The organism is Aquimarina sp., assembly GCF_977115655.1.
On the sequence record NZ_CDSBKO010000001.1, the window covers coordinates 156316 to 172025 of the forward strand.

Sequence of the window (15710 nt, forward strand, 5' to 3'; positions counted from 1 at the left end):
TGTAATGTAATTAAAAATTTATTATATAATTTGAAGCTCAAAGGTAGTGCCATTTTTTTGACATATAACATATTAATTCACTTATTTTCAATTTATTAATATGTTTAGTTATTAAACAGGTTTCTTCTCCCCTTTCGATACATTACTTTTTATGATCTAAACCTACTTTGTAATTTTAGAATTAAAAATACATCATCCCAACCTTCCTTCAAAGAAAGGAGTAAAAGTCTCCCTTTGAAGGGAGATTTAGAGAGATGTTAATGGTAAACCTAAAAATCAAATAAAAGCATATATAAGATGACAAAGTAGGACTAAGTTTATTTTATATTCGTAATTATATACGAATCTATTTATAAGATGAACGAGCATAAAGAACATCAAAAATTAATTGATTTTATTTCTAATTGGGTAGATCTTTTGCAGATAGATATAGAACGATTACGATCTAAACTTTCTATAGAGATTTATGATAAAGGAGATGTGATAATTAAACAAGGGCAAGTTTGTAAAACTTTAAAGTTTGTTATTTCTGGAGTTTACAGAGTATATCAATTAAAAAATGGAAAAGAAATCACCAGCTATTTTAATTATGCATCCAGAAATCCTTTAGTAGCTTCGTTTGTTAGTCTTTTGAAAGAGCAGCCAAGTAATGAAATTATTGAATGTATAGTGCCGGGTAAGTTAGTTTCAATTTCATATAGCGATTGGATATCTTTTTATAAAATAAGTTCCTCTTTTAATACTTTTGGCAGATTGATGGCAGAATTTAATTACGTACTGGCTATAGAAAGAATAGAATCATTACAGTATCAAAGTGCTTCTGATAGATACGATATTTTTATAAAGCAATATCCAAATCTGTTAAACTTAATTCCGCATCATTATATAGCTTCCTATTTGGGTGTTACTCCAGAATCATTAAGCAGAATTAGAAAATTATCTCTTAAAAAGTAAATCTTACCATACATCAATGCTCCAAATAAATATTTATAAGAACTTTGAGGTATAGAAACCTCTAAATCGTTTTTATGGATAAGAGTACAACTATAAACAATTTACAAGTTATAGAAATTGATAATTTTTTATCTGATAAGGAAATACAAGCAATATTAAAATCCAGAATAGAAAATTTTGAAACAGCAATAGGACATTATCCTAAGTATTATAGAAATAATGACCGCCTTGTTGAGGATAGTCCTTTATTATCTAAGATGCTTTTTGACAGATTAAAAAGCATAAATATTCTAAAAAAAGAAATAAAAGATACAGTTATTGGTATAAATGAACGAATTAGATTCTGCAAATACCAAAAAGATCAGTTGTTTTCTAAACATCAGGATGGTATTTACTATCCTGATAATCTGTCTGAATCTAAATATACATTTTTGTTATACCTTAATGGAAATGAATGTTTTGATGGTGGTAATACCGAGTTTTATACTTCTAAAACAGAGGAGCACCCAGTAAAAACTATCCTGCCCAAAAAAGGAAAATTAGTTATTTTTGATCATAAGTTGTGGCATAAAGGGGCTTTGGTTACTAGAGGAGATAAATATATTCTTAGATCTGATATTATAATCGAAAGAAAAAGTAAAAACACACATCACGATGGATATATTTGGAATTTACTGAAATTAAATGAAGATAGTTTTCTTAGTTGTGGAAGGGATACTAAAATAAAATTATGGAATACAGATCTTGAATTGCAAAAAACCATTGGTATTCATTCTAAATCAGTATTAAAAATGATTTGTTTTAACGAATCAGAATTTATATCCTGTTCAAGAGATTTTACTATAAAAAAATGGGGTTTATCGGGCAAAATTACAGCAACTATTACTCTTGACGAAATGATCTTAAATATACAAATAGAAACGAATAATAATATTATCGCAGTTGGAACAAGTGGAAATTTGTATGTGTTAAACTCCAGATTAGAGGTACTAAAAAAGATGCAAATTCATAAGGGTTGGATATGGGGTTTATCTATTACAAATGATAATACTATTATTACCTGTAGTGAAGATAACACTGTGAATGTAACAAATATACAGTTAGGAATTACAAAATGTATTTATACTCACAGTCAACCTTTATTTTGTTTAAGTAAAGTAATAGATAATATAATTTATTTTGGATCAAAAGATGGTACACTAATTCAGTTTTCTTTGGAAACTAAAAACATGTATAAAATAAAAGTACACAAGGATATAATTAGATCGATTATACATCACAAAGGAAATATCCTAACTTGTGGTGAAGATAATAAGGTAATATCTATAGATAAGCAAGTATATAAATCTGAAGAAGTACTTACATCAGAAAATTTTATGCAAGATATAGTAATATTAAAAAACAGAATTTTTGGAGCAGGATATGATGGTATTATTATTACAAAAAATCTTTATACCTGACAAAGTTTTATGCGATATAGAGATAAGTTAATTTGTCATCCCGTTGAAAAACGGAATCCACTCATTGATAACACTATACTTAAATGGATTACAGTTAATGCGGGAATGAAAAAGACAACAACGAATATAGATGTTTTTTAAGTATATAATTTTACTACTAGATAACACTAAAATTAGTTCCAATGGAAGCATTGGAGCGTATATGATCCTTTTTTCGTGTTCATTTGTATTCAATTTTAATGGATAAAACAATGGATAAACGAAATTTTTGGAATCAGTTATTAATCTTTATAGGAATACTAATAACCCTAATAATCATAAGAGAATATTGTTCTCATATATGGATAGAAAATGGAATTGAATCGTATGCAAGGCATACCTATCTGGGAATAGCAATAAATTTGCTACTAATTATTGTGTCTTACATTTTTATTAAGAAAAATGGGGTATTGCAAATTGCAGGAATAAAAGGTTCTAAATTAAGAAAAGTATCTCTTTTAATATTTCCGTTGGTTTATCTGGTTTTGTTAAACGGACTATTTTTAGATGAAATCCATACCAAATACCTTCCTTTGCTTATGCTATACTGTATATCTGTAGGTTTTGCAGAAGAATTAAGTATTAGAGGGTTTATACAGTCGTATGTAATAAAACATTTTGGAACTTCTAAAAAAAATATAGTGTTGTCTATTTTTGCTTCCTCTATATTTTTTGGATTGTTACATTTGTTTAAATTTGATAAAGGGATATATGGTGAAATATCTCAAGTTTTCTTTGCTACTTTTATTGGGGTGATGTTTGGGGTTTTATTAGTGCTTACCAAAAGAATTTATCCTCTTATAATTATTCATACTATTATAGATTTTGTTGCAAAGTTAGATTCTGCAGGCCAACCAATTAGAAAGGTGATAAGCGAGCCAACATCTCTTGAAAATAGTATATTAACAATTATATTGGTTCTGCCATGTTTGATTTATGCTTTATTTATAATCAAAAAATACAGTTTAACACAACAAACAGTAAACGAAAAAACATAGGCTAAGTTCTAAAAGGATATGTTTACGCTTTGTTCTTTTAGTTTTAGAATTTTAAGGTTTTCAAAACCTCTAAACCTTCAAGGTTTTGCGAAACTTTGAAGATTTGTGTAGTATAAGGTAATTTTCTTACGTTTTGTTCAGGTTAAAGTTCTTTGAAAAATTAACAAATCAAGGCATAAATCTTTTTGAATTTATGCCTTGAGATAAAAAATTTCTAAATATCAAACAATTTTTATGCTTCTAATCGCTCCCGAATCTGAGACAGACTATCTTCAACAATCAATTTACCGTCGATAAATACGGTTTTTAAAAGACCTTCTCTTTCTTCCTCTTGGGTTACCTGATCTTTAAAGGCGATTTGCCCGTTATCCTGATATAATTTTATTAATCCTTTGGCCGATTTTTTAGTTCCGTCATCAGTAACAGGATCCTTAAATATTTCTCTCCCGTTTCCATCCACTTCAACATAGGTTGCTTTCATTGCAAAACCAAATGTATCTCTGGTATTATATTGATAGGTAAAACTTCCTATTCCCAAAACTACATTGGTAGAGGCAAATCCTTTTTCTTTAAGGCGTTCACATATTTGTGTAGCTCTTTCTATAGTGATACTATCTCCATAGATCGCTCCTATTTTAGGGTTTAAAACTTTGTAACCTTGCTTGTTAATTGTTCCTCCAAATTCCTCCCAAAGTAGTTCTATAACTCCTTTTGCAACGATAGGATTATCGTGTTTGCATCCACAAATAATATCTACAGGATCTCCAGAATCCGGGCGGATTACCAATTTACCGTCACGACTTAGTATTTCTTCTTTTAGTTTAGGAAGATATTGGGTTAATACTTTCCATAAGTCCCAGGTATCGGATACTACCGACAGAATTCCTGTAGGATAAGTGTTTAACAATCTTTTAAATGTACCTATTTCATCGTCTTTGCTACCGGCACACATTACACTATGCTCTGTGGCATTAACACTACCAATAACAAGCTCTTTGGTAACATCTGTATTATAAAAGTTTTCGAATGCTTTAGCCACCGGGAGTGTATCACTACCAGAAAAAGAAAGTGCATGTCCCATACCACTTAAAATAGAAGACTCGGTACCAGACATTCCTCTCATAGAGAAATCATGACCTTGCCAGGTTACAAACCCTACATTATCTATATCTGTTTCTGAAGCATATTTGGTTAGTATTTTTTTATATTGTTTTGCTATAGTTGCAGAGGTACATGGTTGCCAGATTATATTAGATAATAAGGTTTCCAGATAGTTAGTTAACCAAAAAAACTCTGATTTTGTATTTACCAAGGTAAACATAGGCACTCTAATGGGGATTTCTGTTCCTTCCGGAATAGCTTTAATTTCGATAGGTAAATATCCTAAATCATGTAAATCTTCTATATGCGAAGCATTGTAATCGACTCCTAAATAATGATCTACATACTTTTTATATTCGGCTACAACTTTATTTTTAGGTTGTTCAAAAAACTCTTTATTAAACTGCTTAATCAAATATTCTTTAACTAAGTATTGTAGTCCAAAAAACACTACACTATCTACCCCTTCTATTCTGCTCTTACGAGGCGTCCAATTTGAATATACCAGAGTTGTATTATTGGGATATTGCTCTCTGTGCCCTAATTTATAACCATCTGTTAATAGTAGTGGATTCATATTAATTTTATTTTGCGTTATTTATACGCAAATATATGTTATTTTTATTAAAACAAGTTATATTTACCAAAAAAATAATGCTGTGGTTTAACTTTTTTTGACTATTGCGAAAAATAGTTAATTTTTATTCATATTGAAGGTTTTTTTATACTTTATAATGTTGTTATGTAGTAATAAAAGCCAAAGACAAAAAAGTATATTTTGTGGCCAATTGAAAAAAGTTTGAATCAATTCGGTTAATGAAAAGCATTAATCTGTATCACTGTATTTTTTTTCTATATAAGAAAAAAATATTTTCTGAAAATCATCTAATGAAACCTTTTCTTCGTTAACAACTTTACTATTGTTGAATATGCGGTAATAACTATTTTTTGAGTCATTAAAAAAGCAAATACCATCCTTAATATTTCCCTCCTGATCTGAAATAAATTCTGCAATCATTGTTTGATATACAGGCTCATTTTCTATTTCTGTAGCTGAAATAATATTCTTTAATAATCGATCAAAAACATCTGTATAATCTTTTGATTTGTCAATTTCCAGCTTATTAAAAACTTGCATTAGCTCTCTGGCTTCATCATAAGCCTGTCCTGTTTCATCATAATTCTGGTATGCTATACCTTTTGTTATTTTAAATTTTTCATAAATCTGCACAAAACTATTTGTTGGAAATTTGGATGCTTTAATATCTATATTTTGTACCCTGATTTGTAAAGAATCATTTCTATACAATTCTGAAAGTATTAGGTTGTTTTTTTGAAAAATTTTGATTTTATAGCCTTGATTTTGCACCGATACAATATGTATAGTGTCTTTTTCTATTTTAAAACTTACTCTATTATAATAATGCATAGCAAAAGTATCATAATAGAAACCCGTACGCTTTCCTTCCTGATACTGTTCTACCAGTACCATGTCTTTTAAGCGATGATGCTTTGCCCCGCTATAAATTTCACCATCTCTATAAATAGATTTTATATCTAGTTTTAACTTATATCCCCCTTCAAATTCATCATTTTGTAGCATTTGCAATACATCAATAGAGTAATTGTATTTCTTTATTCCATTTTCATAATAATCTACTGTAAACAGTTCCTGATCCTCTTCTTTAAAATATCCTTGGTATGGTTTACCTTTCTCATAAATGCCTTCGTATACATTCATTGGTTCTGCTACAATAACAAAAGAACTATCTTTTTTTATGAATTTCATTTCTTGTGCACTGGTATTATTAAATTTACAAAGCATTAAAATAATAATTAAAGCATTATAAATAAGTTGGTTATTTTTTTTATAGTACAATAAATTCATCATTTTTAAAAAAACTTGGTTTTATGTTAAACATAATTACTTATAAAAAACTAAACTACCAGTATTTAGATTCTTAAAAACCCCTGTTTACCGTTAAATTTTGAAAATGATTCTTGTTGCAGTACAATTGGATATCCGGTTCTTGTTCTTCAATGGGATGGCAAATTGTTGGAATAACAAACAGAAAACATTGTTTTTCAATGGTTTTGTCATTATATGTTATAAAGAAAGTTTTAAATTTATTATTTAAACGCTTGATTTTTTATTGATTTAATTTCTTCCTCTTTCCTTAGGATATAGAGAAGGTAAAGGATCACTTTGCCAAAACTGTTTCGTATCGATGTCCATAATAGATAGTTTCCCTGTAAAAGCAGCTCCTGTATCTATATTCCAAACATTTATGCCTTGCATTGGGATATCAAAATTGTAATGTATTGTAGGCGTGTGCCCTATATAGATTTCAGAATAGAGCTTTAATCTATTGGGGTAAAGTGCAGAATGTTCTTTTACTTTTTTGTCCATAACAACAGCCATTTCCCACAATGTTCTATCCCATCTGTAATTGGTATGATATACTTCGTTTTCTGGTCCTTTCATAGAGGAAAAACCTGCATGAATAAATAATCTGTTTTTAGAATCTACATAATAGTTTTTAAGTTCTTTAAAAAAAACCAGATGTTCTTCTATATTATACTCACTATTTATATAAGATTCTATGGTTTCTTTTCCTCCATTTTTATACCAAACAGGATTGTCATTATCAAAATCCAGTAACCATTCATGGCACCAAACGTCATGATTTCCTTTTATAAAAATACATTTTTGCTTTTGATTAAGTTCGATAAGATACTGCACCAATTGTGCAGATTCACTCCAACCATCTACATAATCTCCCAGAAATATCAGGGTGTCTTTTGAGGTTACTTTTGCCTTTTCGAACACTTGAAGTAAAGCTTTAAGTCCGCCATGTATATCCCCTATTACTAAAGTTTTCATTCGCTTAGTTTATTACTTAGTTTTCTATCTAATGCTATCAAATAATTTTTACCAAACGTATTGTTTTCAAAGTCCTTATATAACCAATCTGGTAAATCATTAATGCTATCTTGGCATAAACTTAAAATAGCCAAAGATAAAGAAGCTACTGTATCTGTATCTCCTCCAAGATTAACAGCCTCTCTCAAACAAGAGCTCATACTTTTATGATCCAAAACTAAAGCAATAACTGTATTAACTGTAGATAATGCCTCCATTTTTAAAGTGGATGTTTTTATAAAATCAAAATGTTGAGAAAGGGTAACTTCTAAATACTCTATTAAGTGTTTTTTACTTCCTTTTTTATAAAGAAAATAGTGCGCTGCTAAAGCTATAATTTTAGAAGAAAGAATACCTTCTTTTGTATTATGTGTAATAATAGCTTGTTGTTCTGACTTTTCAATTATTACATCCTCTCTTTTATATATTCCTATTGGATAACTTCGCATAGCTGCTCCATTACGATTACTAGTAGGGTGTAAAACCTCTAATAACTCTTTTCCAGAACTCACTTGTTCTAAAATAGTGTAAAACCTTGACGAATATCCCTTTCTGGGATCACGTTTAAATACTTCAACAAATTTTTCTGCTATATTTAATTTTGACCACTCTTTGGTTTCTAAAATTAACTCTGTAATAGCAATTGCCATTTGAGTGTCATCTGTATATGTACCATAAATAGATGCATATCTTGGATGTTTTCGGTATTCTTTTAATGTATTATATACTAGTATATCATTAGCATCTGCAAATTCAAAACCTGCTCCGTATGCATCTGCCAGACCTGCTTCTAATATCATAAGTTTCTATTTTATATTGTTGGTATTCTAAACAAGTATGCTTTAATCTGTCCTTATCCCAATTTGATTAAGATACGTATTGAAATCCTCAGCGATTTCTGTTACATATTCTATGCCTTCTACCGATTCTATCATAAATTCTGGAATACTTAACAATCCTGTTTTTCCAGACATTATCCCTGTGGTAATCGAAGCTACAGAATCTACATCTCCTCCTAAATAAACAGATTTTTGTAATGCATCTATAGCATTTATGGATTCTTTAAGAATATATAATACACAACCTGCGGTATATTTAGAATCTGATGGCATGCCGTATATTCCTGATAAAAAATAAGGTTTTTCAATTGGTTGAGAGCCGCATAATCGAATAAAATCTTTATCAGTAAGTGACTCGTACTTACCTAAATGGTCTATATCTTTTAAATATGCTTTGTACTCTTCATTTAGAGGTATGGTATCTATGCAATATTCGATTACTTTTTTTTGATCTCCTTTTTTAATACAGATAAACTCAGTCGCTCTTGCAATACATTGGCTGGATATAACCGCATTTATATTGGGGTGTGTGGCATTTGCATTAATAGCAGCGTATTCATTTATCTTATTTTCTGTAATCCATCCTAAAGGAAGGGATCGCATTGCTGGTGCATTGCCAGGGTTACTTCTGTTTCTTTGAAAATCCCTTACTTCTTCTATTGTTTTATCTCCAGAGTAATACCAACTCATAGATCCATGACCATTTCTACCAAAACCTTTTTCTTTTATACCTTTTTCATATTCTTCTTTCCATTTTTTAATTAATAGTTCTTCTGTAAACGTATCTTTTGACATCAAAGCTTTTAGAACTCCAATAGTCATTTCTGTATCATCGGTATAATCCCAAGGGCTATAATTTTTTGTAAAGACTTCTTTTTTGTCTTTAGGTACTGCAATTTGATCTCTTGCATTAACAAAAGTGGTGAAATCTACATTTTTACGTATCCAGTTTCGATCCTGAAACTCTACTCCTGCTCCATACGCATCTCCTATTGCTAATCCTATAAGTATATCTTTGATAATCATTTAAACTCTACATATTCTGGCAAAACTATATCTGTAAGCCATACTTTGTTATCCGATTGAAAAAAAACAATTCCTTTTTTGTGCATCTCCCCAGACCGAATGGTTAAAATAATAGGTTTTCCTCTTCGGGAAGCTACTTTTATAGCAGTTTCTCGTTCTTCACTAAGATGTACATGGTGCCTGTTCATTTTTAAAAGTCCTTTTTCTTGAATAGCATCTATAAATTTAGCTACGGTACCATGGTATAAAAATTCTGGTGGTTGTGTTGGTTTGTATTCTAAATCTACAGATACAGAATGTCCTTGATTGGCTCTTATTTTGGTTTCTTCATTATTAAAAGCAAACCGCTTTTTATCGTTGGTTTCTACGATTTCTTTTAATAGTTTTATATCTAATTTTGGTTGATGTTTTTGTGCTTTACGAAGTAACTCATTAACATCTGCCCAACCATTTTCATCTAGTTCTAATCCAATTTTATCTGGATTGTGCCTTAAAATAAGGCTTAAAAATTTACTTATATGTTTATGATTTGGTTTCATACCTATTTTTTTCATACATAATATCGCTCCGCAATACATATTTCACCCCTTCGATAATAGGAATGCTTTCGTGTTTTTGTTCATGAATAAAACAGAGTGCTTTTCCTTGTTGTGGTTGTATTGCAATTTCATCAAATTTTGTTTCTCCTCCTTTATAATTATCATTTAAATATATCATAAAAGTAATCCTACTTTCTTCGTCATTTCTTCTAAAACGTCCATCTATATGTCTTTTAAATTTTTGTCCTGTATTATATTTATAGAATCTAAATCTTTCATTTAAACCAGTGATCAATGAATTTTCTATTTTTCCTGGGCAAAATGGAATTAGTTTTTTCCAAATAGCATCCCTAAAATTGATGTCCTCGTATATCAAACGATAATTATTTCTTATGTTTTTCATCATTTTGGCTCCAGAAGCAAGCCCTACATCTGCTTCATCATACCCTTTTTTTTCACTAAATGAAATAAGATCTTGGCATTCTTTCTGAGAAAGAAAGTTTTCAATAGTCCAAATTTTATTGGTTATCGTTTGAAGTATCATTATTGGTTTTTTTAAGGTTATAGAATTAATTCAACTCATCTCTCACTTCCATTAAGGCAAATCCTAATAGATTATCTCCTTTCCACAAATTAGGATTTTGCGCATTTTCATTATCCTGTGCCATACCAATTCCCCAAATATTATCATTTGGACTTGCTTCTACAATAACTCGTTGTTTAGTGCTTAACAAAAACTCAGCAAGATCTTTATGTTGTGAAAACTTATGAAAGTTTCCTTGTTTTACGATTTCATATTTATGTGCATCCCAAATCTTAGGATCGAAATTTTTAATTTTTCTTCCCAACTTTTTAGCTTCCATAGGGTGAGAAACTTTACTAATTTCTTCTAAAATCGTTTGATCCTTAAATAGTCTTGCCTTTTCTGCCATCATCCAATGTTCTGCGGTTTTATAGGTAACTCCTTCTACTTCAAAATTGGATTGCCACCATTGGCTAAAACAACTTTTACCAATAGTGCCGTCTTTATTTGGCGTATGTCCCCAAAAGAATAAAAATTTTATATTTTCTCCTTCATTAAATTGTCTCTGTGTTTGTTCTATATTATATTTCATGACAAACTTTTATTAAATTTTTTTAGTAATTCTTCTATATCTTCAAATCTGGCTAATTGAAATTTCCATGTTTCAGGAATAGTATCATAGCCATAATATAATCCTGCTAAACCACCTGTTATAGCTCCTGTAGTATCTGTATCACCGCCTAGATTTACTGCTTTTAGTACCGATTCTTCATACGAGTTTGATGTTAATAAACACCATAATGAAGCTTCTAATGAATGTAAAACATATCCCGAACTCTGTATAGAATCTTTGCTTTCTTCAAAAATATTTCCTTTTAATATTCTATGAAACAGGTCTATCTCTACAGGGTTGAAATCCATTTTATAAGCAAATTCTAGTAATGGTTTCTTCATGTTTTCATACGCTACAAATTTATCTTGGCCTTGTAAAAGGAGTAATGCATATTCTACATATATAAAACAGGAAAAAACGGATCTAAAATGTGCATGCGTAATAGAGGATACTTCTTTTATCTTTTGATACCTTTTATTACTATCGGTTTCTTTTTGCAAGAAAAACACTAATGGTAATGTCCTCATTAAGGAACCATTACCATTATCGGTTTCAAACATATTTCCTGAATATTTTCCTGATTCTCCTTTTAAAACTCTATCGAGAGAATATCGGGTGCTCCCGCCAATATCAAATACTTTGTTATGTGCTCCCCAATATCCATTTGTATACCATTTGGCAAAGGTTTTTGCTATATTCTCAACGTCATAATCTTTTGTCAAACTATCTACTAGGCATAATGTTAGAGATGTGTCATCAGACCATGTTCCCGGTGGTTGGTTCCAACACATATATCCCATGAAATCAGTAACAGGCTGTTTCTTTAAAGACTCTCGTGATTTAAATTCAACCGGAACTCCCAATGCATCGCCTACTGCTACCCCAAAAATCCCACCTTTTATATTGTCTAACAACGATTTCATTTTAATTTTTTCTTTACCTCGTTAATTAATTCCTCCAAATTATTTACTTGATCGATCTTATATCGTTCACATACAATATCTACATTTCCTTTTCTCCAAAATCCTTCTGGGCAACAGACAAGTAGTTTTCCACTTTTGGCAAATAATCCTAACTCTAATAAGGATATTGGTGATTTGGTTAGGGGATCAAAATACATAATAATTCTATCTGCTTGTTCTAAAGCGTTTAACTCCCATGTAACTTGTTCCTTAAACTTAGAGTTTTCTATCTCTTGTTTCCAGGAAGCATCCCAACTTAACCTTCTTGGATTTAATAAAACTCCTTCTTTGTTCGATAGGTTTTCTACAACAATATCTTGCCAGTTTGTAGCTGTATCTCCTTCTATGCTTCCTGCCAAAAAAATACTATATTGATTATTTATAGTTAATTGTTCTGGTGCTTTTATTACATTCATTTTATAATTGGTATTTGTACTACTCCTTCTTCATTAATATCTCTAAAAGAATTAGTAGTGAATACGGTATCAAACAGTTGTGTTAAACTATCCAATCCTTTACTAAAGATACCATGGCTAACCACTAAACTTAATTTTCCTGCATTTTTTTCTTTTAGAGCTTGTGCTAACCCTAAAAAAGTACCACCACCATCACATATATCATCTACGATCACACAATGTTTTCCTTGTAAATCTTCTTCATAAACTCTAAAACCTGATAATGCCCCGGTTTTTACGTCTCGTTTTTTAGAGCATTCTACGACTTCGATACCTCCTAGATATTCTGAAACTTTATAGATTTTTTTTAATGCGCCACCATCAGGAGATATCAATACAACTTCTTCCTTTATGGTTTCTAAACACTGTTTTACAAAATCATAATTCTGGATCACCTTTACATTATTTACTACTGCTGGTGTTACCTCAGAGTGTGGATCGAAAACAGTAACTTGATTATATCCTTGTGCATTTAGGATATCTGCATATACTTTTACAGACAGGGATTCTCCCGACACCATTACTCTATCTTGTCGTGCAGCAGGAAAATATGGTATAAACAGATTAATGATCTTTACGTCCATTCTTTTAAGTGCATCTGTAGCGACTAATACTAATCCAAAATCATTAAATGAGTTAATACGATGGGTTATAGTAACTTCTTCTCCTATATTTTGGTCTTTTATTTTTATATGTGGTTCTCCCCCATTAAAAACAAATGCTTCAAAATCTATAGATGTAGTATATGGTGCAAACGATGGGTCAAGGTGTAGATATTTCATAATTGTGTTATTTTTACGCAAATTTAAAACACTTTATGTACTCTGCCAAATTATTTTGCGTAAAAAACACAATAAATAAATATGTAAACTATTTTTGGACTAGAAATGAGTAAAAAATGGCTTATTTTATATCGAAGAAAAAACCTTCTTCTTTTAATTTAAAGTATTGATTTTTATTGAATTGAAATAAATTTGCTGGTCTTCCCCTACCCTCAGATACTTTTTCGTCTAACTCTTCCAAAATACCAAAACCAAGAATTTTTTTTCTGAAATTCCTACGATCTATTTCCTTTTCTAGAATAGTCATATACAGTTTTTCTAAATCTGAAAACAGAAATTTATTTTCTAGCAAATCAAAACCTATAGGCTCATAGGTTAATTTGTTTTGCAGTCTTTTTTTTGCTTTTTTTAGGATTTTAGCATGATCAAAAGCCAATTCGGGAAGATTTTGTACATCAAACCATGCTACATCCTTGGCATCTGTATCTGCTTTTATATCATGATGCTCTGGTTTAACCAATGCAAAATACGTTATGCTAACTACTCTGTTTCTGGGATCTCGACCAAGATCTCCAAAAGAGTATAATTGCTCTAAATAGTCTACAGTTACATTAGTTTCTTCTTTTAACTCTCGTTCTACAGCTTGCTCCAGATTTTCATCTTCTAAAACCAATCCACCAGGTAATGCCCAGGAGTCTTTATACGGGGCTATGTTTCGTCTAATAAGGAGTACATTAAGTTTTTTGTCTTTGTATCCAAAGACTACAGCATCTACAGCAACTTTAATATTTTGGCGTATCATATACGCAAAATTAGGGATTTAACTTAAAATCTAATAGCTCATTTTTATAAGTTTTTCTTAAATATTCTGGCAGAAGTAATGCTTGATACTGTTTATTTGACTATATATGAAACAACCACCGTTAAAACAGTATTTGTTTCATATATAGTCAAATAAACCACTATGGGTTTTAAATCCATAGTGATTTATTTTTTGCTTTAAAACAAACTTTCTGTATCTCTTAATTTTACTTGTATGTTTTCGTTTGCCTCAGCTATTTTTACCAATTTAGTAGGATAAGCTTTATCTTTGGTATGGTAACGAAAAATTTGTTCTATAGGAGCAGACCCAATATACCTTCCGTTTAAATAATTGTCTCTATACCCAACAACTTGAGTTGTGCTGTTAGTGTGTGTAAAATTAAATTCTGTAATTAACCAATAGTTACCGGGCATTAGATTTTTAAACTTAAAATGTCCTTTATTGTCGGTTATTTTGGTTTTTACAATGCATTTGGAATAGTTTTCATCTAAAAGAATAGGCTCTTTCTTTTTCTTGGCTCTTTTTTTGTTTTCTTTTAGCCACTTATCAAAGTAAGGAGTACTGGGTATTAGTAACACTTCGGTCCCAACGGGTGGAAATTGTTTTTTGTTAAAGTTAAATACCCCTATTTTTATTTTTGAATACTTATAAGGGGTGTCTTTGGCAAAGGATTCACCACTAATCGCAGCACTACCTTGCGAGGTAAGTTTAAGTAATTCATCTATGTCCCACTCATTTTGTTGGGCTGATAAAAACGAAAAATTGAGAACCAATAACAGGGTTGTAAAAATATTTGCTTTCAATTTCAAATTTATTTAAAATTAGATTGTTTATTTTTTTTAATCATTAAGCTCTGTTGGCTTATTAGCAACTTGATTAAAATGTATGTTTCAAATAAAATTTTAAAAAAGTTTAATTAGTGGTTTGGTATTTAGAAGAAAACTCCCCATCTGTAATAGTTTTAGAAACGTCACAATCATTTAAACTCTTACCTGTAAAGAAAAAAGTGCCTTCCACTTTATTTTCATCTGCATAGGTTATGTTGATTTCACCAGAGCCATTACAACCTAAGTGATGCGTGCTATAATCAAAACCAACAGATCCGTTAACATAGCTAATGTAATCACAGCATACAGAGTTGTTAAGGGTATACTTGCCCACACCATGAAAATCATATAAAACAAAAATAATACCATCGCCGTTGTCTTCATAAGCTCCTAGTTGTACTACTGTATTACCCGTTGCTGTATCAGTGGTTCTAATTAAATGGTAATAATTGGATTTAAAAACATCACTTTCAATACTAGCCGTAACATATTCATCTTCACTTTCAGCAGGAGCTGATGAGTCGCTAGAACAGGAGTTAAATAGTAGAGTAAAGAAAAAAACTATAAAAAATAAGCTTTCTTTCATGTAAAATTAGATTTTTAGTTTATACAATTAATTTGTTTAGTTTTCTATTCTGTTAATAATGGACGGTTTGTATTAATCGTTATGCTATCTTTAAAAGTACATGTTATTGCTTTCATTTTAATAGCACATAAAGATTAGACTGTACAACCGTTTTATATAAATTCGAAGATATATCAAAAAACCTGATATATTCTTAACTTAAGTTAAGAAATTAGAAAGCACCTATTTTTTTTCAAGAATACTTGTTTTTAATATGCTTA

The 15710-nt window shown here is 30.3% G+C and carries 17 protein-coding genes; 3 read left to right on the plus strand and 14 right to left on the minus strand.

Going from position 1 to position 15710, the window contains the following annotated elements; genetic code table 11:
* Nucleotides 1–357: 357 nt before the first annotated feature.
* From ACZIYX_RS00670 to ACZIYX_RS00680, 3 genes are all read left to right on the plus strand, one after another.
* Nucleotides 358–954, plus strand: coding sequence for a Crp/Fnr family transcriptional regulator (locus ACZIYX_RS00670; protein WP_462680257.1), 597 nt, complete (start codon nucleotides 358–360; stop codon nucleotides 952–954).
* 74 nt (nucleotides 955–1028) lie between these two features.
* The gene (locus ACZIYX_RS00675) at nucleotides 1029–2414 is read left to right on the plus strand and encodes a 2OG-Fe(II) oxygenase (RefSeq protein ID WP_462680258.1); all 1386 of its coding nucleotides are present in this window, start codon (nucleotides 1029–1031) and stop codon (nucleotides 2412–2414) included.
* 251 nt (nucleotides 2415–2665) lie between these two features.
* Complete coding sequence (locus ACZIYX_RS00680) at nucleotides 2666–3451, plus strand: CPBP family intramembrane glutamic endopeptidase (protein ID WP_462680259.1); 786 nt, start codon at nucleotides 2666–2668, stop codon at nucleotides 3449–3451.
* A gap of 232 nt (nucleotides 3452–3683) precedes the next feature.
* Here the strand turns inward: ACZIYX_RS00680 and ACZIYX_RS00685 are convergent, their stop codons facing one another.
* The 14 genes from ACZIYX_RS00685 to ACZIYX_RS00750 all read right to left on the minus strand — a co-directional run bounded on the left by ACZIYX_RS00685 (nucleotide 3684) and on the right by ACZIYX_RS00750 (nucleotide 15450).
* Entirely contained in the window at nucleotides 3684–5129 is a 1446-nt protein-coding gene (locus ACZIYX_RS00685; RefSeq protein WP_462680260.1) for a nicotinate phosphoribosyltransferase, read from the minus strand.
* A gap of 249 nt (nucleotides 5130–5378) precedes the next feature.
* Nucleotides 5379–6443, minus strand: a complete 1065-nt coding sequence (locus ACZIYX_RS00690) for a hypothetical protein (protein WP_462680261.1) — start codon at nucleotides 6441–6443, stop codon at nucleotides 5379–5381.
* A gap of 267 nt (nucleotides 6444–6710) precedes the next feature.
* Entirely contained in the window at nucleotides 6711–7436 is a 726-nt protein-coding gene (locus ACZIYX_RS00695; RefSeq protein ID WP_462680262.1) for a metallophosphoesterase, read from the minus strand.
* Nucleotides 7433–8275, minus strand: coding sequence for an ADP-ribosylglycohydrolase family protein (locus ACZIYX_RS00700; protein ID WP_462680263.1), 843 nt, complete (start codon nucleotides 8273–8275; stop codon nucleotides 7433–7435). Before ACZIYX_RS00700 ends, ACZIYX_RS00695 begins: the two co-directional genes overlap by 4 nt.
* Before the next feature lie 42 nt (nucleotides 8276–8317).
* A complete protein-coding gene (locus ACZIYX_RS00705; protein WP_462680264.1) occupies nucleotides 8318–9340 on the minus strand; it encodes an ADP-ribosylglycohydrolase family protein in 1023 nt (340 codons plus the stop codon).
* A complete protein-coding gene (locus ACZIYX_RS00710) occupies nucleotides 9337–9879 on the minus strand; it encodes an RNA 2'-phosphotransferase (RefSeq protein WP_462680265.1) in 543 nt (180 codons plus the stop codon). The genes ACZIYX_RS00705 and ACZIYX_RS00710 overlap by 4 nt, the downstream gene beginning before the upstream one ends.
* Nucleotides 9863–10423, minus strand: a complete 561-nt coding sequence (locus ACZIYX_RS00715; RefSeq protein ID WP_462680266.1) for a 2OG-Fe(II) oxygenase — start codon at nucleotides 10421–10423, stop codon at nucleotides 9863–9865. The genes ACZIYX_RS00710 and ACZIYX_RS00715 overlap by 17 nt, the downstream gene beginning before the upstream one ends.
* 25 nt (nucleotides 10424–10448) lie before the next feature.
* Nucleotides 10449–10994, minus strand: a complete 546-nt coding sequence (locus ACZIYX_RS00720; protein ID WP_462680267.1) for an NADAR family protein — start codon at nucleotides 10992–10994, stop codon at nucleotides 10449–10451.
* Nucleotides 10991–11938 (minus strand): ADP-ribosylglycohydrolase family protein, encoded by a 948-nt coding sequence (locus tag ACZIYX_RS00725; RefSeq protein ID WP_462680268.1) that lies wholly within the window; start codon nucleotides 11936–11938, stop codon nucleotides 10991–10993. Before ACZIYX_RS00725 ends, ACZIYX_RS00720 begins: the two co-directional genes overlap by 4 nt.
* Nucleotides 11935–12393, minus strand: a complete 459-nt coding sequence (locus ACZIYX_RS00730; RefSeq protein WP_462680269.1) for a nucleoside 2-deoxyribosyltransferase domain-containing protein — start codon at nucleotides 12391–12393, stop codon at nucleotides 11935–11937. The genes ACZIYX_RS00725 and ACZIYX_RS00730 overlap by 4 nt, the downstream gene beginning before the upstream one ends.
* Complete coding sequence (gene prs, locus ACZIYX_RS00735) at nucleotides 12390–13214, minus strand: ribose-phosphate diphosphokinase (RefSeq protein ID WP_462680270.1); 825 nt, start codon at nucleotides 13212–13214, stop codon at nucleotides 12390–12392. The genes ACZIYX_RS00730 and prs overlap by 4 nt, the downstream gene beginning before the upstream one ends.
* A gap of 121 nt (nucleotides 13215–13335) precedes the next feature.
* A complete protein-coding gene (locus ACZIYX_RS00740; protein ID WP_462680271.1) occupies nucleotides 13336–14016 on the minus strand; it encodes an NUDIX hydrolase in 681 nt (226 codons plus the stop codon).
* Nucleotides 14017–14213: 197 nt separating this feature from the next.
* Nucleotides 14214–14840, minus strand: a complete 627-nt coding sequence (locus tag ACZIYX_RS00745; RefSeq protein WP_462680272.1) for a hypothetical protein — start codon at nucleotides 14838–14840, stop codon at nucleotides 14214–14216.
* Nucleotides 14841–14949: 109 nt separating this feature from the next.
* Nucleotides 14950–15450, minus strand: coding sequence for a DUF6252 domain-containing protein (locus ACZIYX_RS00750; RefSeq protein WP_462680273.1), 501 nt, complete (start codon nucleotides 15448–15450; stop codon nucleotides 14950–14952).
* Nucleotides 15451–15710 lie beyond the last annotated feature (260 nt).

What these genes read in the sequence shown, in the direction of transcription:
- ACZIYX_RS00670 (WP_462680257.1), top strand. Translation starts at nt 358, where the DNA reads ATGAACGAGCATAAAGAACATCAAAAATTAATTGATTTTATTTCTAAT.
- ACZIYX_RS00675 (WP_462680258.1), top strand. Translation starts at nt 1,029, where the DNA reads ATGGATAAGAGTACAACTATAAACAATTTACAAGTTATAGAAATTGAT.
- ACZIYX_RS00680 (WP_462680259.1), top strand. Translation starts at nt 2,666, where the DNA reads ATGGATAAACGAAATTTTTGGAATCAGTTATTAATCTTTATAGGAATA.
- ACZIYX_RS00685 (WP_462680260.1), bottom strand. Translation starts at nt 5,129, where the DNA reads ATGAATCCACTACTATTAACAGATGGTTATAAATTAGGGCACAGAGAG.
- ACZIYX_RS00690 (WP_462680261.1), bottom strand. Translation starts at nt 6,443, where the DNA reads ATGATGAATTTATTGTACTATAAAAAAAATAACCAACTTATTTATAAT.
- ACZIYX_RS00695 (WP_462680262.1), bottom strand. Translation starts at nt 7,436, where the DNA reads ATGAAAACTTTAGTAATAGGGGATATACATGGCGGACTTAAAGCTTTA.
- ACZIYX_RS00700 (WP_462680263.1), bottom strand. Translation starts at nt 8,275, where the DNA reads ATGATATTAGAAGCAGGTCTGGCAGATGCATACGGAGCAGGTTTTGAA.
- ACZIYX_RS00705 (WP_462680264.1), bottom strand. Translation starts at nt 9,340, where the DNA reads ATGATTATCAAAGATATACTTATAGGATTAGCAATAGGAGATGCGTAT.
- ACZIYX_RS00710 (WP_462680265.1), bottom strand. Translation starts at nt 9,879, where the DNA reads ATGAAACCAAATCATAAACATATAAGTAAATTTTTAAGCCTTATTTTA.
- ACZIYX_RS00715 (WP_462680266.1), bottom strand. Translation starts at nt 10,423, where the DNA reads ATGATACTTCAAACGATAACCAATAAAATTTGGACTATTGAAAACTTT.
- ACZIYX_RS00720 (WP_462680267.1), bottom strand. Translation starts at nt 10,994, where the DNA reads ATGAAATATAATATAGAACAAACACAGAGACAATTTAATGAAGGAGAA.
- ACZIYX_RS00725 (WP_462680268.1), bottom strand. Translation starts at nt 11,938, where the DNA reads ATGAAATCGTTGTTAGACAATATAAAAGGTGGGATTTTTGGGGTAGCA.
- ACZIYX_RS00730 (WP_462680269.1), bottom strand. Translation starts at nt 12,393, where the DNA reads ATGAATGTAATAAAAGCACCAGAACAATTAACTATAAATAATCAATAT.
- prs (WP_462680270.1), bottom strand. Translation starts at nt 13,214, where the DNA reads ATGAAATATCTACACCTTGACCCATCGTTTGCACCATATACTACATCT.
- ACZIYX_RS00740 (WP_462680271.1), bottom strand. Translation starts at nt 14,016, where the DNA reads ATGATACGCCAAAATATTAAAGTTGCTGTAGATGCTGTAGTCTTTGGA.
- ACZIYX_RS00750 (WP_462680273.1), bottom strand. Translation starts at nt 15,450, where the DNA reads ATGAAAGAAAGCTTATTTTTTATAGTTTTTTTCTTTACTCTACTATTT.